17 protein-coding genes and 1 tRNA gene are annotated in these 15485 nt (G+C 67.0%); 13 read left to right on the top strand and 5 right to left on the bottom strand.

Annotated features, from left to right (window positions below):
• Positions 1-92 precede the first annotated feature (92 nt).
• Together JOE30_RS16840 and JOE30_RS16835 are read left to right on the top strand one after the other, a co-directional pair.
• On the top strand, positions 93-851 hold the full coding sequence (locus tag JOE30_RS16840; protein ID WP_204868038.1) for a thioredoxin domain-containing protein: 759 nt from the start codon (positions 93-95) through the stop codon (positions 849-851).
• Positions 852-944: 93 nt separating this feature from the next.
• A tRNA-Ala gene (locus tag JOE30_RS16835) sits at positions 945-1017 on the top strand.
• Between the two features lie 117 nt (positions 1018-1134).
• Here the strand turns inward: JOE30_RS16835 and JOE30_RS16830 are convergent.
• Positions 1135-1479, bottom strand: coding sequence for an Lsr2 family protein (locus JOE30_RS16830; protein WP_204868036.1), 345 nt, complete (start codon positions 1477-1479; stop codon positions 1135-1137).
• Between the two features lie 288 nt (positions 1480-1767).
• On the opposite strand from JOE30_RS16830, the gene JOE30_RS16825 reads away from it, so the two are divergent.
• Complete coding sequence (locus JOE30_RS16825) at positions 1768-2568, top strand: N-acetylmuramoyl-L-alanine amidase (RefSeq protein ID WP_204868034.1); 801 nt, start codon at positions 1768-1770, stop codon at positions 2566-2568.
• Between the two features lie 95 nt (positions 2569-2663).
• Positions 2664-3671 carry a GTP-binding protein gene (locus JOE30_RS16820; RefSeq protein ID WP_204868031.1) on the top strand — a complete coding sequence of 336 codons (1008 nt, stop codon included), beginning with the start codon at positions 2664-2666 and terminating at the stop codon, positions 3669-3671.
• Here JOE30_RS16820 and JOE30_RS16815 read toward each other — a convergent pair.
• The 3 genes from JOE30_RS16815 to glp are packed head-to-tail and all read right to left on the bottom strand — an operon-like array spanning position 3668 to position 6302.
• A complete protein-coding gene (locus JOE30_RS16815; protein WP_204868029.1) occupies positions 3668-4081 on the bottom strand; it encodes a molybdenum cofactor biosynthesis protein MoaE in 414 nt (137 codons plus the stop codon). The genes JOE30_RS16820 and JOE30_RS16815 overlap by 4 nt on opposite strands.
• Positions 4078-5100, bottom strand: a complete 1023-nt coding sequence (moaCB, locus tag JOE30_RS16810; RefSeq protein WP_307806209.1) for a bifunctional molybdenum cofactor biosynthesis protein MoaC/MoaB — start codon at positions 5098-5100, stop codon at positions 4078-4080. Before moaCB ends, JOE30_RS16815 begins: the two co-directional genes overlap by 4 nt.
• Positions 5097-6302, bottom strand: coding sequence for a gephyrin-like molybdotransferase Glp (glp, locus tag JOE30_RS16805; protein WP_204868026.1), 1206 nt, complete (start codon positions 6300-6302; stop codon positions 5097-5099). The genes moaCB and glp overlap by 4 nt, the downstream gene beginning before the upstream one ends.
• 89 nt (positions 6303-6391) lie before the next feature.
• Between glp and moaA the strand changes: the two genes are divergently transcribed.
• From moaA to JOE30_RS16790, 3 genes are read left to right on the top strand one after another with little or no spacing between them, the layout of a single operon-like run.
• Positions 6392-7456, top strand: a complete 1065-nt coding sequence (moaA, locus tag JOE30_RS16800; protein ID WP_204868024.1) for a GTP 3',8-cyclase MoaA — start codon at positions 6392-6394, stop codon at positions 7454-7456.
• Complete coding sequence (locus tag JOE30_RS16795) at positions 7449-7706, top strand: MoaD/ThiS family protein (RefSeq protein WP_307806208.1); 258 nt, start codon at positions 7449-7451, stop codon at positions 7704-7706. The genes moaA and JOE30_RS16795 overlap by 8 nt, the downstream gene beginning before the upstream one ends.
• 2 nt (positions 7707-7708) lie before the next feature.
• On the top strand, positions 7709-8464 hold the full coding sequence (locus tag JOE30_RS16790; protein ID WP_204868021.1) for a fructosamine kinase family protein: 756 nt from the start codon (positions 7709-7711) through the stop codon (positions 8462-8464).
• A 2-nt stretch (positions 8465-8466) separates the two neighbouring features.
• Here the strand turns inward: JOE30_RS16790 and JOE30_RS16785 are convergent, their stop codons facing one another.
• Positions 8467-9063 (bottom strand): TetR/AcrR family transcriptional regulator, encoded by a 597-nt coding sequence (locus JOE30_RS16785; protein WP_204868020.1) that lies wholly within the window; start codon positions 9061-9063, stop codon positions 8467-8469.
• Between the two features lie 133 nt (positions 9064-9196).
• On the opposite strand from JOE30_RS16785, the gene JOE30_RS16780 reads away from it, so the two are divergent.
• The 6 genes from JOE30_RS16780 (at position 9197) to nrdF (ending at position 15376) form a co-directional block, all read left to right on the top strand.
• Positions 9197-9712 (top strand): NAD(P)H-dependent oxidoreductase, encoded by a 516-nt coding sequence (locus JOE30_RS16780; protein WP_209993117.1) that lies wholly within the window; start codon positions 9197-9199, stop codon positions 9710-9712.
• A 367-nt stretch (positions 9713-10079) separates the two neighbouring features.
• Complete coding sequence (locus tag JOE30_RS16775; protein WP_027507048.1) at positions 10080-10322, top strand: redoxin NrdH; 243 nt, start codon at positions 10080-10082, stop codon at positions 10320-10322.
• 135 nt (positions 10323-10457) lie between these two features.
• Positions 10458-10895, top strand: coding sequence for a class Ib ribonucleoside-diphosphate reductase assembly flavoprotein NrdI (nrdI, locus tag JOE30_RS16770; protein ID WP_204868018.1), 438 nt, complete (start codon positions 10458-10460; stop codon positions 10893-10895).
• Positions 10896-10940: 45 nt separating this feature from the next.
• Complete coding sequence (gene nrdE / locus JOE30_RS16765; RefSeq protein ID WP_027507046.1) at positions 10941-13103, top strand: class 1b ribonucleoside-diphosphate reductase subunit alpha; 2163 nt, start codon at positions 10941-10943, stop codon at positions 13101-13103.
• Positions 13104-13192: 89 nt separating this feature from the next.
• A complete protein-coding gene (locus JOE30_RS16760; protein ID WP_204868017.1) occupies positions 13193-14233 on the top strand; it encodes a type IV toxin-antitoxin system AbiEi family antitoxin domain-containing protein in 1041 nt (346 codons plus the stop codon).
• A 177-nt stretch (positions 14234-14410) separates the two neighbouring features.
• Positions 14411-15376, top strand: coding sequence for a class 1b ribonucleoside-diphosphate reductase subunit beta (gene nrdF / locus JOE30_RS16755; RefSeq protein ID WP_204868016.1), 966 nt, complete (start codon positions 14411-14413; stop codon positions 15374-15376).
• Positions 15377-15485: the final 109 nt, after the last annotated feature.

Raw genomic sequence — 15485 nt, 5'->3', positions numbered from 1 at the left:
TACGCGCGCCGGAACGTCTCTACCAGCAAGCATTGGCATACCTGACATCACGTTCTCAGCACACTGTCAGTCGCGCGTGACACAGTATTCGCGTGAATGCCTCGAAATCGTCGTCATCGAAATCGTCGAGCAAGTACACGCCGCAGAAGTCGTCGAGCACGTCGACCTATGTTCTGGGCGGTCTGGCTCTCCTGGTCATCGCGGCCGTCGTCATCGGCGGCGTGTTGTGGCAGAATTCCCGCAGCCAGCCGCGCGCCGACGGATACGGGTCCGTGCAGAATGCGGCGGTCACCTCCTCGGTCGACGACGACGGCGTGGTGCGGCTGGGTCTCCCGGAGGCGACACGCACGGTCGACATCTACGAGGACGCGATGTGCCCGTACTGCGCCGAGTTGGAGAACACCTACGGCCAGGAACTCGCGCAGAAGATCGACGACGGCACCATCGCGGTGCGCTATCACATGCTCGACTTCCTGAATCAGTTGTCGCCCAGCGGTGACTACAGCACCCGTGCGGCCGCCGCATCGCAGTGCGTCGCCGCCACGGGCGACGGGCCCGCCTACTCCGCATTCCACTCGGCCCTGTTCTCGCCGGACTTCCAGCCGGAGGAGAAGGGCAGCGCGGACCACACCGCCGACGAGCTCGCCGCTCGCGCCACGGAGGCGGGAGCGCCTGCCGAGGCGGCGCAGTGCATCACCGACGGAACCCGAGTGGCGGACGCCGCCACCGACGCTGCGACGGGCAGCGCGGCGCTCGCAGCCGCCGGCGCGCGAGGCACTCCCACCGTCATCGTGGACGGCGCGATCGTCGACACCACCACCAACTCCGCCTGGGTGTCCGATCTCGGCTGACGCTGATTTGGACCTCGTCGAACCGATGGTGTAACTTCGGTCGAGCGTTCTTCGAGCGGTGCGGAACACTGTTTCTCACGGTCAGAAGAGCACGGGGCTATGGCGCAGCTGGTAGCGCACCACACTGGCAGTGTGGGGGTCAGGGGTTCGAGTCCCCTTAGCTCCACCGAATAACAGCTCCACCGAGTGACAGCTCCACCGAGTGACAGCTCCACCGAAGTAGGCAGACACGTGAAAGGCCCCGTACCGGTCAGGTACGGGGCCTTTCACGTGTGATGTGGTGTCAGTGCGCTGCGTCGTACGCGCTCTGCACCTCGGAGGGAATGCGCCCGCGGCTCGACACCGTGAATCCCGCGTCCACAGCCCATTCGCGCACGGCCCTGGTCTGTTCGGGACTGCGTCGTCCCATCGGCTTCGTGCTGCGTCGTCCGCTGTGCGTCGCGGCCGACACCTTCGCCGCGTGCTCGATGTAATAGCCCAGAACACGTCGGAACTCGGCGGCATTCTCGGGCCCGAGATCGATCTCGTAGTGCGTGCCGTCGACGGCGAACGTGATGTGTTCGCCGTCCTCCTCGAGAGGAGTTCTGTCGATGTCGTCGACCAGCTGAACAACGACCTTCTTCGCCATGTCTTCTGCTTTCGTCGCTGAGCTCGGTTAATCACGTTTTGCCGAGACCATACCGTGTGAACCGCCCTTCCAATTCGGTCGGGGGCGCGCGATAACACGTCATTTTCTCGGGATGCGGAGCCATTGTGCACGGATATCGCGATTCACGCCGTCCGAACTCGCGAACGGTCACGACGGGGTCACGGACGGCTACCGATCATCACACGTTCAACCAATTCGCGGTGCCATTCTTGGCGATCGCGAGAAAATCGTGTCGGCGCGCGTGCGCCGAGGTGGAAAGTGGGGCGTATGCGATCGTCGGTTGCGCGAGACTGTGGTGTCTCGATCCTCGCGGTCGCACTGGTCTCCGTGGCGGTTCCGCCCGGGGCTGCGGCGGTCCCGGTCACACCGGACGCACCGCTCGCGGGCACCGTGGTCTTCCTCGATCCCGGACACCAGGGAACGCGTCACGGGGAGAACCTCGCAGCGCAGGTGGACGACGGACGGGGCGGTACGAAGGACTGCCAGACGAGCGGGATGACGGCGCTCGGCGGAACGCCGGAACACACCATCGTCTGGGAGGTCTCGCAACTGGTGGCTTCGCGCCTCGAGAGTCTGGGTGCCGAGATCGTGCTGAGCCGGCCGGACGACACGGGATGGGGTGGGTGCATCACCGACCGTGCGCGGGCGGCGAGTGCATCGGGCGCCGCGGTGGCGGTGAGTGTTCACGCCGACTCCACCTCACTCCGCGCCGACGACGCGCATCACGGATTCCACGTCATCGTGCCGGCGCTGCCGGTGCCGTCCGCCGACGTCGACGAGGTGCAGGCCGGTGAGGGACGGCGTGCGTCCACCGCCATGCGAGACGCGTACGAGCGAGCCGGCTACACACCGGCGAACTATGCGGGGGTGGACGGGCTGCAGGTGCGATCCGACGTGGCCGCCCCCGCTCTCACGACCGTCCCCGTCGTCTTCCTCGAGATGGGCAACGGGTCGAACCCCTCGGATGCCGCCGAGCTCGAGAGTCCCGAGGGTCGTGCGTCGCACGCGGCGGCGATCGCGACCGGGATCGTCGATTTCGTGGCGGGAAGGCCGGAGGCCGGTCGGTAGGGCGGGAAGGCCGGAGGCCGGTCGGTAGGGCGGGAAGGCCGGAGGCCGGTCGGTAGGGCGGGAAGGCCGGAGGCCGGCTGACGTACCCTGACGCGGTGTCTCGCAGCGCTGTTCCGGTCGTCCTCGTCGCCGGGTACCTCGGATCCGGCAAGACGACGTTGCTCAATCATCTCCTTCGCCGCAATCATGGCATTCGAATCGGTGTGGTGGTCAACGACTTCGGCGCCGTGGACATCGACTCGATGCTGGTCGCCGGGCAGGTCGACTCGATGATCACCCTGGGCAACGGGTGTCTGTGCTGCGCCGTCGACACCGAGGATCTCGACGAGATGTTCGGGGCCCTCACTGCGACCAGTGCCGCCGTCGACGCGATCGTCGTCGAGGCCAGTGGTGTGGCGGAGCCACGTGCTCTCATCAGGATGGTCGTCGCGAGCACCGACTCCCGGATCCGGTACGGCGGCATGGTGATGGTCGCGGATGCCCTGCACGTGCTCGAGTCGACGGCTCGGCACCAGCACCTCGCACAGCATCTCGGTCTCGCCGACCTGGTGGTGGTGAACAAAGCGGATGCGGTGGAACCCGGACGCATCGACGAGGTGCTCACGCTGGTGCGCGACGCGGCTCCCGCTGCCCCGACGGTGGTGACGTCGCGCGGAGCCGTGGACGTGTCGCTCCTTCTCGATCCGCCGGAGCGCCCCGACGACGGGCCCCGGCAACTCGCCCTCGACGATCTGTTGCGGGAGCAGGACGACCCCCACGACCACCTGCACACGAGCTACGAGACGTTCAGCGTCGAGACCGGCGACTGCCTCGATCCGCGGGCATTCTTCGAGTTCCTCGAGAACCCGCCGCCGGGGCTGTACCGATCCAAGGGGTTCGTCCGATTCGGCCGTGGCGCGGCGCGATTCGTGGTCCAGACGGTCGGCGTCCACATCGACGTCGAGACCGCCTCGTCTCGCGGAGACACCGCACTGGTCTTCATCGGCTCGGGACTCGACGTCGCGGCGGCGCGTGCCCGGATCGAAGCGATGATCCGCACCGAGAGTGCGACCGACGCAGAGTCACTCGTGGTGCACAGGTTCCTGCGCACCGGCGACCGTTAGAGACCCACCCACTCGCTGGTGCCGCCGGGGAACTGCTGGCGCTTCCAGATCGGCACCTCGGTCTTGATGCGATCGACCAACGCCTGCAGCGCTGCGAACGCCTCGGCGCGGTGGGGAGACGCGACCGCCGCGACGAGAGCGGTGTCACCGATGGTCAGGTCGCCGACGCGATGCACGGCCGCCGTCGGCAGGCCGGATGACGCGGCCGCGTCCTCGCAGCAGCGACGCAGGAACTTCTCCGCGTCCGGGTGGGCTCGGTACTCGAGCGCCGACACCGACTCGCCGTGATCGTGGTCGCGGACGACTCCCCAGAACACCAGCACGGCACCGTGTTCGGGACCCGAGACGGCGTCGGAGACCTCCGCAGGATCGATCGGATCGCTCGAGATCCGGGCGAGAACCGTTGTCATTCGTGAGCACCGCCTCCGCGTACCTGGGCAACGAGATGGTCCACGATCGGATCCAGCACCGTCAGTCCGTCCTTCACTCCGCCGGGTGATCCGGGCAGGTTCACTATCACCGTCCTCCCGGCGACGCCCACCAGCCCGCGGCTGATCGAGGCGTGCACGGTGGCGGCCAGTCCCGTACGCCGGATCTCCTCCGCGACGCCGGGTAGTTCGCGGTCGAGCAGTGGCCGGGTGGCGTCGGGTGTGGCGTCGGTGGGGGAGACGCCCGTGCCTCCGGTGCTGATGATCAGGGCGGGTCCGCCGGTGAGGGCGTCCCGTAAGCCCGCGGCCACGTCGGCGTCTGCCACGACGAGAGGCCCCCGGACCTCGAAACCGCGGTCACCGAGCCAGGACACGATGCGCGGTCCCGTGGTGTCCTCGCGCGTCCCGGCTGCGCCGCCGGTGGACGCGACGACGACGACCGCCGTGCGATCGCCGAGAGGCGTTGCTGCGGAGGGGGTGTCGGGGTGGTGGTCGTCTCGCGTCCACACGCCGCGCTTGCCACCCTCCTTGCGGATCAGGCGCACCGACTCGATCGACGCTGCCGGATCCACGGCCTTGACCATGTCGTGCAGCGTGAGCCCGGCGATCGACACCGCCGTCAGTGCTTCCATCTCGACGCCCGTCCGCCCGGTCGTGACGGCGGTGGCCTCGATCGTGATCGTGTCGTCGGTGAAGCCGAAGGACACCGCGACCGAGGACAGCGGCAGCGGATGGCACAGCGGAATGAGGTCGGACGTCCGCTTCGCGCCGGCGATGCCGGCGATGCGCGCGGTCGACAGGACGTCGGCCTTCGGCATGCCGTCGGCACGCACCAGGGCGATCACGTCCGGAGTCGTCCGCAAGGACCCGGCGGCGACCGCGGTGCGCGTGGTCTCGCTCTTCCCGCTGACGTCGACCATGCGGGCCCGGCCGTCGGAGTCCAGGTGCGAGAGCCCTGCTGAGGGACTCTCGGACGAGTGCGCAGCGGATGAATCGTTCACAGCGGCCACACTCGCACACTGTTGCCGGCGGGTACCTCGACGGTGTCCGCGGGGACGTCGACCAGGACATCGGCGGCGGCCATCGACACCACCAGGTGCGACCCCGGTCCGGACGACACCACGACGCCGGTCTCCGTGAGTCGGCCCCGCAGGAACTGGCGACGTCCGGGGAGGGATCGAACGGTCTCGTCGGCGATGCGCTCGGTGGTCCCCGCGTCGGGAAGGCCCGAGAGCCTCCGGATCGCCGGACGGGCGAAGACGAGGTAGGACACCAGGGTGCTCACGGGATTTCCGGGGAAGCTGATCACCGGGGTGCCGTCGAGGTCGGTCCACCCCTGCGGCCCACCGGGCTGCATCGCGACGTGCGTGAAGGTCCCCCCGCGGGGCCCGAGAACGTCCCGGACCACCTCGAAGTCGCCCATCGACACACCCCCCGACGTGATGATCACGTCAGCGTTCTCGGCGGCCTCGGACAGCATCGCGGAGAACTCGTCGGCGGTATCGGTGCTGCGGCCGCGGAACGTCACCACGGCGCCGTCCGCGACCACCGAGGACGCGAGCGTGAGACCGTTCGAGTCGTACAGCTGACCGGGTCCCAGTGCGCTGCCCGCCTCGACGAGTTCGGCACCGGTCGCGATGACCGCGACCCGCAGTCGGGGGCGGACGGTGACGTCGGACCGGCCGACGGCCGTGAGAGCGCCGAGATGACGAGGGCCGAGCGTCGTGCCGGCCGGGACGACGACCGACCCCGCCGCGATGTCGCTGCCCTGCTCCCGCACGTACTCACCCGAGCGTCGTGAGCCGAGGATTCGGACACCGTCCCCGTCCACCTCGGTGTCCTCGACGGGGATCACCGCGTCGGCGCCCTCGGGTACCGGAGCGCCGGTCATGATCTTGCGTGCCGTGCCCGACCGATGCCGCTCGTCCCCGGCGTCGCCGGCGGCGAGAACACCGGTGACCGGCAGTGTGACGGGCACGTCCGCAACCGATTCGGCGTCGACCGCGTATCCGTCCATCTGAGAGTTCCGGAAGTTCGGAACGTCGATGAGGGCCTCGATGTCCGCGTGCGTCACGCGGCCGAGCGCATCGGTGAGCGGAACCGTCTCCGGGGGGCGAGCGGACCACACGCGGGTGATCATCTCGTCGATCCGAACGGCGTGATCCTCGACCGAGCGTGCCGACGTCGTGTGCGCATGGCCCATGCGGTCATCCTAGAGCGGGAATGAGGACGGTCGGGTTCCCGTTGCCCCGAACGGGCATACTGACGTGAACGGCGAATGGAGGTGATCGGATGACGACGGTGAGCATGGGAATTCCCAGCCTGCCCGGTGTCGTCCGCGCACCGTCCATGGTCGGCCGTCCGGACGTTCCGCACCTGCTGGACAGTTTCGGCCGCATCGCGCGGGACTTGCGCATCTCGGTCACCGAGAAGTGCTCGCTGCGATGCACGTACTGCATGCCGGCCGAGGGGTTGCCGAACCTGGAGTTCGAACAACTGCTCACCGCGGAGGAGATCGCTCGCCTCGTCGGCGTCGCCGATCGTCTGCTGGGCGTGCGCGAGGTGCGATTCACCGGTGGTGAGCCGTTGGTCCGCAAGGACATCGTGGACATCATCGCCCTGACCGCCCGGCACGCACCCGGTGTCGAACTGTCGATGACCACCAACGGAATCGGCCTCGAACGCCGAGCGGAGCGTCTGCGCGAGGCGGGTCTGACCCGAGTCAACGTCTCGCTCGACACGATCGACCGCAAGCACTTCGCCTCGTTGACGCGGCGGGACCGTCTGCCCGCCGTGCTCGGCGGAATCGACGGGGCCCTGGCGGCAGGTCTGACGCCGGTCAAGATCAACGCCGTTCTCATGCGCGAGACTCTGCACGGCGCTCAGGACCTGGTGCAGTGGTGCCTCGACCGGGGTGTCGATCTGCGGTTCATCGAGCAGATGCCGCTCGACGCCGATCGGGAGTGGGCGCGCTCGACCATGGTCTCGGCGGCCGAGCTGCTCGATCTGCTCGGGAAGCGGTTCACGCTCACCGAGATCGGCCGCACCGATCCGTCCGCGCCCGCCGAGGAGTGGACCGTGAACGGTGGCCCCGCCACGGTGGGCATCATCGCCTCGGTCACCCGCTCGTTCTGTGCCGACTGCGATCGGACCCGGTTGACGGCTGAGGGGACCGTGCGGTCCTGCCTGTTCAGCGATTCCGAGACCGATCTGCGGGTGGCGTTGCGCGGGGGCGCGACCGACGAGGAGATCGCGGACCTCTGGCGCGGAGCGATGTGGAACAAGTGGGCCGGCCACGGGATGGAACGCGAGGACTTCGTGCCGCCGGAACGCTCGATGGGTGCCATCGGTGGCTGAGTCCGTGACCGTGGACGTGCGGTACTTCGCGGGGGCCGCGGACGCCGCGGGCACCACGGAGGAGTCGTACGCCCTGAGGGTCGGCGCGACCGTGGCGGACGTGAAGTCGGCGCTGCGTTCTCGCCACGGGGAGAAGTTGGATCGTGTGCTGGACGTGGCGGTGTTCCTCATCGGTGACGAGATGGTCCGCGACGACGCCTACCCCGTCGGTACCCGGATCGATGTCCTCCCGCCCTTCGCCGGCGGCTGACGATGGTGTTCGTCAAACGGCGTGAGGACGCGCATCCCGACTTCTTCGCCGCCGAGACCGCGGGTCTGCGGTGGCTCGCGGACGGGGGAGCGCCGACGGTCGACGTCCTCGAGGTGGCGGCCGACCACATCGTTCTCGAACGCCTCGACTCCGTCCGGCCGACAGCGGACGCTGCTCGCCGATTCGGCGCGCTGCTCGCCCGCACCCACGACAGCGGTGCCCCCCGGTTCGGCTCGCCGCCCGCGGGTTTCGACGGAACGCTGTTCATCGGATCGCGCACCATGTCGTCGGTGGAGCACGACCGCTGGGGTGAGTTCTACGCGCAGGAACGCGTGCTGCCGTATCTCCGTGTCGCGGTCGACGCCGGCACGGTCACGCGGGACGAGGCCGATCTCGTGGAGCGTGCCTGCTCCGTCGTCGCGGACGGGTCGTTCGACTCGACCGACCCTCCGGCGCGTCTGCACGGCGACCTGTGGACCGGCAACGTGCTCTGGACGCCCGGCGGCGTGACGCTCATCGACCCCGCGGCGCACGGCGGGCACCGCGAGACGGATCTCGCGATGCTGTCTCTCTTCGGCTGTCCGCACCTCGAGCATCTTCTCGACGGCTATCAGGAGCAGCACGAGCTCGCTCCGGGCGCCGAGGAACGGGTGCCCCTGCATCAGCTGCATCCTCTCGCCGTGCACGCGGCCGGTCACGGCCGCAGCTACGGCGTGGCACTGGCCGACGCCGCGGTGCGGACCCTCGCGCTGGTTTGAGGTCAGGCGGAAGCGATGCGGCGGGCGAGGTCTTCCCAGCCGTCGGCGAGGCGCTCGGTGGTCATTCCGGCGTCGCGTTGCAGATGCAGCACCAGAGTGGCCTCGAGCGGGGCGAGCAGCGCGTAGGCCAGCAACGTGACGTCGCCCGACACGCCGATCTGCCGCAGCAGTGTGCTCACGTGGGTCAGGCCGACCGCGTGGGCGGGCGCGGAGAAGCGCGAGACGGGCGAGTTCTCGGCTGCCCGCAGCACCTCGCCCTGCACGGCGACCAGGTCGAGGCGGGCGCGGCCGAACGCGACGAGTCGATCGAGCGGTGGCGCACCGGGGCCCAGAGGGGGAGGACCGAAGAGGAAGGCCTGTTGGAGTTCGGTCTCGGTGTGGTCCAGAAGCGCGAACATCAGACCCGCACGATTGCCGAACCGACGGAACACCGTGCCCTTCCCCACGCCTGCGCGGGCCGCCACGGCGTCCATGGTGACGGAGTCCGCTCCGCGCTCGTCGACCAGCCCGATCGCGGCGTCGAGGAGCAGACGGCGGTTGCGTGCGGCGTCGCAGCGCTCGCTGTCGTCGGCCGCCATCGGCAGAGGGGCATGTGTCACACCGTCAGGATAGCGCGTCACGGAAGAAAGTGGACTACGGTCCGGTTGTAGATCACGGACACACTTCGTCGAAAGGACCCACCCCCATGAGCCGCGTCATCGCACTCGTCGCGGCAGCCTCCGCGCCGCCTCCATCACCCGTCGTCTCGCCGAGACCGCCACGTCCGTCGCACCCGAGGGTGTCGAGGTCGTCATCCACGAGGGCCTGGGAGACCTCCCGTTCTACAACGAGGACATCGACACCCCCGAGTCGGTCGCCTCGCTCGACACCGTGACCGCTCTGCGCGCGGCCGTCCAGGACGCGGACGCCGTGTTGCTGCTCACGCCCGAGTACAACGGCACCATCCCGGCAGTCCTCAAGAACGCCATCGACTGGCTCTCCCGCCCCTACGGCAGCGGCGCCATCTCCACCAAGCCGACCGCCGTCATCAGTTCCTCGCCGAGCTCGAACGGTGCCCGGTGGGCCAAGGAGGACACGGAGAAGGCGGCGCGCATCGCGGGTGCGAGCGTGCTCGACGACGTCGACCTCGCCATCGGTGGCGTGGTCGCCGCGATCGACGGGGGTCATCCCCGTGACAACTCACAGATCGCCGCGGACATCGCCGAGGTCGTCACGGCGCTCACCCGCGCGAAGCTCGTCGACGCCTGAGGCTCGGGGGCCCGTCCGCAGCGTGGTCTCGCGACGCGCCCGAGGGGCCGCGACACGCCGGAGTTTTCCGCGTCCGACCAGGTAATTCCACCAGTGTCATTACAAAGTGTGGTGTTGCCTTGCACTGTCGGACACTAGGTGTAGTGTCTTGAACACCGAGAGGCCACAACGGCCCGAGGCCCGCATCACTCCCTTTTCGGAGGGGTGGATGCGGGTCCGGCCCGGTCTCTCGAACAGGTTGTCAGTGGTGTGCACGGCAGAGTCGGCGGGTCTCGCTTTCTCCAGTGCGATCCCACAGCAGCAGTGCAGGACAGCTCTCGGGCGAACAGCGAGCGCATCCGGACACAGGATGCGGAGAAGAGGATTCATGAGCGCCACCACCGTCACCGTCTACACCAAGCCCGCCTGCGTGCAGTGCAAGGCCACGTACCGCGCTCTCGACAAAGAGGGCATCGAGTACGACGTCATCGACATCTCGCAGGATCCCGAGGCACGTGACTACGTCATGGCGCTCGGTTACCTGCAGGCACCCGTCGTGGTCGCAGGCGAGGACCACTGGTCCGGCTTCCGCCCCGACCGCATCAAGACCCTCGTCACCGCCGCTGCCTGAAGCGCGTCCGCCGCGCCTTCCGTCGAGGAGGCCGGCTCGGGTGAGTTCCCGACTCACCGCTGACGGCCGACCCACCCGGTCCGCACCGTCGCAGCAGTCGAAGAAGTGCGCAGAATCGGCGGAGGATGGAGCATCGTGTCCGAATCGCTGGTCTACTTCTCGAGCGTCTCGGAGAACACTCACCGGTTCGTGGAGAAGCTCGAGATCCCCGCGACGCGCATCCCCGTCCGCTATCCCCGTGACGACGTGGAGATCGACCGTCCGTACGTCCTGATCCTCCCGACCTACGGCGGCGGCACCACCGCGCTGGGGCGCGACACGAGTTACGTCCCCAAGCCCGTCATCCGGTTCCTCAACGACGAGCACAACCGGTCCCTCATCCGCGCCGTCATCGCCGCGGGCAACACCAACTTCGGCGATTCGTACTGTTTCGCCGGGGACGTGGTCTCGACGAAATGTCAGGTCCCGTTCCTCTATCGCTTCGAAGTCATGGGTACCCCGGAGGACGTGGAGCGGGTCCGCACCGGACTCGCCGAATTCTGGGACCGGCTCGACGCGACCTGCACCATCTGATCGTCCGCACCAGCACCGCCCATCATCGATCTCAGGAGTACGCACATGGCACCGACCATCACCGACTCGTCTCCCGCCGTGTCGCGCCGTGACGACTCGGAGCTCGACTATCACGCTCTGAACGCGATGCTCAACCTGTACGGGCCGAACGGCGAGATCCAGTTCGAGAAGGACCGGGACGCCGCGCGGGCGTACTTCCTGCAGCACGTCAACCAGAACACGGTCTTCTTCCACAACCTCGACGAGAAGCTCGACTACCTCGTGGAGGAGAACTACTACGAGGCAGAGGTTCTTGACCAGTACTCGCGATCCTTCGTCAAGGGTCTGATCGAGCACGCCTACTCGAAGAAGTTCCGGTTCCCCACCTTCCTGGGTGCGTTCAAGTACTACACGTCCTACACACTCAAGACGTTCGACGGGAAGCGCTACCTGGAGCGCTTCGAGGACCGGGTGTGCATGGTCGCGCTGACGCTGGCCGCCGGCAACGAGACTCTCGCGACCGACCTGGTCGACGAGATCATCGCCGGCCGCTTCCAGCCGGCCACCCCCACGTTCCTCAACTCGGGCAAGAAGCAGCGCGGCGAGCCCGTCTCCTGCTTCCTCCTGCGTATCGAGGACAACATGGAGTCCATCGGTCGCTCCATCAACTCGGCGCTGCAGCTGTCCAAGCGCGGTGGCGGAGTCGCGTTGCTGCTCAGCAACATTCGTGAATCCGGTGCGCCGATCAAGCGCATCGAGAACCAGTCGTCGGGCGTCATCCCCATCATGAAGCTGCTCGAGGACTCGTTCTCGTACGCGAACCAGCTCGGAGCGCGGCAGGGTGCCGGCGCGGTGTACCTGCACGCGCACCACCCGGACATCTACAAGTTCCTCGACACCAAGCGCGAGAACGCCGACGAGAAGATCCGCATCAAGACGCTGTCTCTCGGCATCGTCATCCCGGACATCACGTTCGAGCTGGCGAAGAAGAACGAGGACATGTACCTCTTCTCGCCGTACGACGTCGAGCGCATCTACGGCAAGCCCTTCGCCGACGTGAACGTGAGCGAGACGTACCACGAGATGGTCGACGACGCGCGCATCCGCAAGACGAAGATCAAGGCGCGCGAGTTCTTCCAGACCCTCGCCGAGCTGCAGTTCGAGTCGGGCTACCCGTACATCATGTTCGAGGACACGGTGAACCGGGCCAATCCCATCGAGGGCAAGATCACGCACTCGAACCTGTGCTCGGAGATCCTGCAGGTCTCCACGCCGTCCACGTTCAACGAGGATCTCTCGTACAGCCATGTGGGCAAGGACATCTCGTGCAACCTGGGTTCGCTGAACATCGCGAAGACCATGGACTCGCCCGACTTCGCGCAGACCATCGAGGTCGCCATCCGAGGCTTGACGGCCGTGTCGGACCAGACCCACATCTACTCGGTGCCGTCCATCGAGCAGGGCAACAACACCTCGCACGCCATCGGCCTGGGCCAGATGAACCTGCACGGCTACCTCGCTCGTGAGCGCATCCACTACGGCAGTGAGGAGGGTGTCGACTTCACCGACATCTACTTCTACACCGTGCTGTTCCACGCTCTGCGGGCCTCGAACCGGCTGGCGAAGGAGCGCGGCAGCTACTTCGGCGGCTTCCCGCAGTCGAAGTACGCGTCGGGCGAGTTCTTCGACAAGTACACCGAGCGCGCCTGGGAGCCCAAGACCGCGCGTGTCCGAGAGTTGTTCTCCCAGTCGGGAATCAGCATCCCGACTCAGGACGACTGGGTCGAGTTGAAGGCGTCGGTGCAGCAGCACGGCATCTACAACCAGAACCTGCAGGCCGTCCCGCCGACCGGCTCCATCTCGTACATCAACTACTCCACCAGCTCCATCCACCCGGTGGCGTCGAAGATCGAGATCCGCAAGGAAGGCAAGATCGGCCGCGTCTACTACCCGGCGCCGTATCTGACCAACGACAACCTGGAGTACTACCAGGACGCGTACGAGATCGGCTACGAGAAGATCATCGACACGTACGCGGCGGCGACGCAGCACGTCGACCAGGGCCTGTCCCTCACGCTGTTCTTCAAGGACACGGCGAGCACGCGCGACATCAACAAGGCGCAGATCTACGCGTGGCGCAAGGGAATCAAGACGCTGTACTACATCCGGCTGCGCCAGATGGCCCTCGAGGGGACCGAGGTGGAGGGTTGCGTCAGCTGCATGCTCTAGTGGGCTTCGCCCCCGTGCGCCTTTTGCGCATCTGACGATGCGCAAAAGGCGCACGGACGGGTGTCGTACCGGTCGTGCACCATCCCCGCATGCGCATCCGGGGGGACGAACATGAATTGCATCGACTATTGGACGACCAGTCAGGCCTGTTCACTCAATCGCAAGTGACGGGCCTCGGATACAGCCGAGACAGAGTTCGGCGCCACGTCGAGTCGGGTCGGTGGGCGATCGTTCTTCGGGGCGTCTACGCCATCGCAGCAGGTCCGCTCGATCGGGAACAGACTCTGCGCGCCGCCCTGCTCTACGGCGGCCCGGACTCCTTGCTCAGTCACCGGAGCGCAGCGGAGGAGTGGGGTCTGCGGCGAGTCTCATCGGGTGCACGCGCCCATGTCACGGTTCCCTACGGCCGTTCGGCGCGGTGCCAGAGTCCCACCAGGGTTCGCTCCCGAGTGACGGCGACGGGACCGGTGGCCCGCGTCGGGTCCGTTCTGCATCCCGGGGTCGTGGTTCATCGGTCCCGCGCTCATGCACACATCGTGCACGACGGGCCGCTGCCGAGAACCGGTGCGGCCGACACGGCGATCGACCTCGCGACATCCGAATCGACTGCGCGCGAAGCGATGACGAGTCTGGTGTCCTCTGTGAGCAGTCGGATCGTGCGACTCGACGACATCCGTGAGCGACTCGAGAAGCGTCGCCCCTACCGTTACCGTGTGGCTCTCGAACAGGCTGTGCGGTACATGTCCAACGGGGTGCAGTCCGTTCTCGAACTCGCGTACGCACTCGAGGTCGAGCAGGCGCACGGACTTCCCGTCGGTGCACGCCAGAGCCCTGTTCGCGTCGACGGTCGGACATTGTTCGAGGATGTCGATTATTCGAACGTCGGCGTCGACCTGATCGTTCGCCTGGACGGCCGTCGGTTCCACGCGATGCCCGGCGTGGCCTTCCGCGACCGCCGACGCGACAATGCCGCGGAACTTGCCGGCCGCCCGCGTCTGGTCTTCGGGTACGACGAGGTGGTCGACGATCCCTGCGGTGTCGCACGTGAGGTGACGACCGTGCTCCGTCGTGAAGGGTGGGTAGGCGAGTGGTCGGGCTGCGCCCGTTGTGAGCCTCTTGCGCATCTCTGAATGCGCATGAGGCGCACGGGTCGAAGACACACGGTGTTGTGTTGGCCCCCGGGGCATGCCACAACGGGTAGTGTTGCTGTCAGTGACAATTCGCGGCCACGGCCGCATTTCTCGCAGTCCCCGGCGCACCGCAGGTGCAGCCGTGAAGCAGAGTCATCGATCAGCAGGTAGGTACCCATGGTGAAGCTCATCGATCGCGTCTCCGCGATCAACTGGAACCGCGTCGTCGACGACAAGGATTCCGAGGTCTGGGATCGGCTCACCAGCAACTTCTGGCTGCCCGAGAAGGTGCCGATTTCCAACGACATCCCGTCCTGGGGCACGCTGACGGACCACGAGAAGCAGCTCACCATGCGCGTCTTCACGGGTCTGACGCTGCTCGACACGATCCAGGGCACCGTCGGCGCCGTGTCGCTGATCCCGGACGCCATCACTCCCCACGAGGAGGCGGTGTACACCAACATCTCGTTCATGGAGTCGGTGCACGCCAAGTCCTACTCGTCGATCTTCTCGACGCTGTGCTCCACGCGCGACATCGACGACGCGTTCCGCTGGTCGGAGGAGAACCCGAACCTGCAGCGCAAGGCGTCCATCGTCATGGACTACTACAAGGGCGACGACCCGCTCAAGCGCAAGGTGGCCTCCACTCTGCTCGAGTCGTTCCTCTTCTACTCGGGCTTCTACCTGCCGATGTACTGGTCCTCGCGGGCCAAGCTCACCAACACGGCCGATCTCGTTCGCCTGATCATCCGCGACGAGGCAGTGCACGGGTACTACATCGGCTACAAGTACCAGCGCGGACTCGAGACCCGCTCGCCCGCCGAGCGCGAGGAGCTGAAGAACTACACGTTCGATCTGCTCTTCGAGCTGTACGAGAACGAGACCGAGTACACGCAGGACCTCTACGACGAGGTCGGCCTCACCGAGGACGTCAAGAAGTTCCTGCGCTACAACGCGAACAAGGCGCTCATGAACCTCGGCTACGAGGGCCTGTTCCCGAAGGACGAGTGCGACGTCAACCCGGCCATCCTGTCGGCGCTCTCACCCAACGCCGACGAGAACCACGACTTCTTCTCGGGTTCGGGCAGCTCGTACGTCATCGGCAAGGCAGTCAACACCGAGGACGACGACTGGGACTTCTGACCCACCTCACCTCAGGGCACCGTCCGCATTGCGGGTGGTGCCCTGAGTCATGTCTGGTGAGGGCGGGTGCAAGCGCGATGCCGTAGCGGAAGTCCCGGTGGCCGCACTT

Origin of the sequence: Rhodococcus sp. PvP016 (assembly GCF_017832185.1) — a bacterium.
Lineage (GTDB): Bacteria > Actinomycetota > Actinomycetes > Mycobacteriales > Mycobacteriaceae > Rhodococcoides.
The sequence above is the reverse complement of the archived record's forward strand: the minus strand, read 5'-3'. Positions and strand labels throughout refer to the sequence as shown.

Bases quoted from the DNA above. Each gene is read 5' to 3' on its own strand.
- JOE30_RS16775 (WP_027507048.1), top strand. From the start codon at position 10,080: ATGAGCGCCACCACCGTCACCGTCTACACCAAGCCCGCCTGCGTGCAG.
- JOE30_RS16830 (WP_204868036.1), bottom strand. From the start codon at position 1,479: ATGGCGAAGAAGGTCGTTGTTCAGCTGGTCGACGACATCGACAGAACT.
- JOE30_RS16790 (WP_204868021.1), top strand. From the start codon at position 7,709: ATGGTGTTCGTCAAACGGCGTGAGGACGCGCATCCCGACTTCTTCGCC.
- JOE30_RS16825 (WP_204868034.1), top strand. From the start codon at position 1,768: ATGCGATCGTCGGTTGCGCGAGACTGTGGTGTCTCGATCCTCGCGGTC.
- glp (WP_204868026.1), bottom strand. From the start codon at position 6,302: ATGGGCCATGCGCACACGACGTCGGCACGCTCGGTCGAGGATCACGCC.
- JOE30_RS16815 (WP_204868029.1), bottom strand. From the start codon at position 4,081: ATGACAACGGTTCTCGCCCGGATCTCGAGCGATCCGATCGATCCTGCG.
- JOE30_RS16760 (WP_204868017.1), top strand. From the start codon at position 13,193: ATGCGCATCCGGGGGGACGAACATGAATTGCATCGACTATTGGACGAC.
- moaA (WP_204868024.1), top strand. From the start codon at position 6,392: ATGACGACGGTGAGCATGGGAATTCCCAGCCTGCCCGGTGTCGTCCGC.
- nrdF (WP_204868016.1), top strand. From the start codon at position 14,411: ATGGTGAAGCTCATCGATCGCGTCTCCGCGATCAACTGGAACCGCGTC.
- nrdE (WP_027507046.1), top strand. From the start codon at position 10,941: ATGGCACCGACCATCACCGACTCGTCTCCCGCCGTGTCGCGCCGTGAC.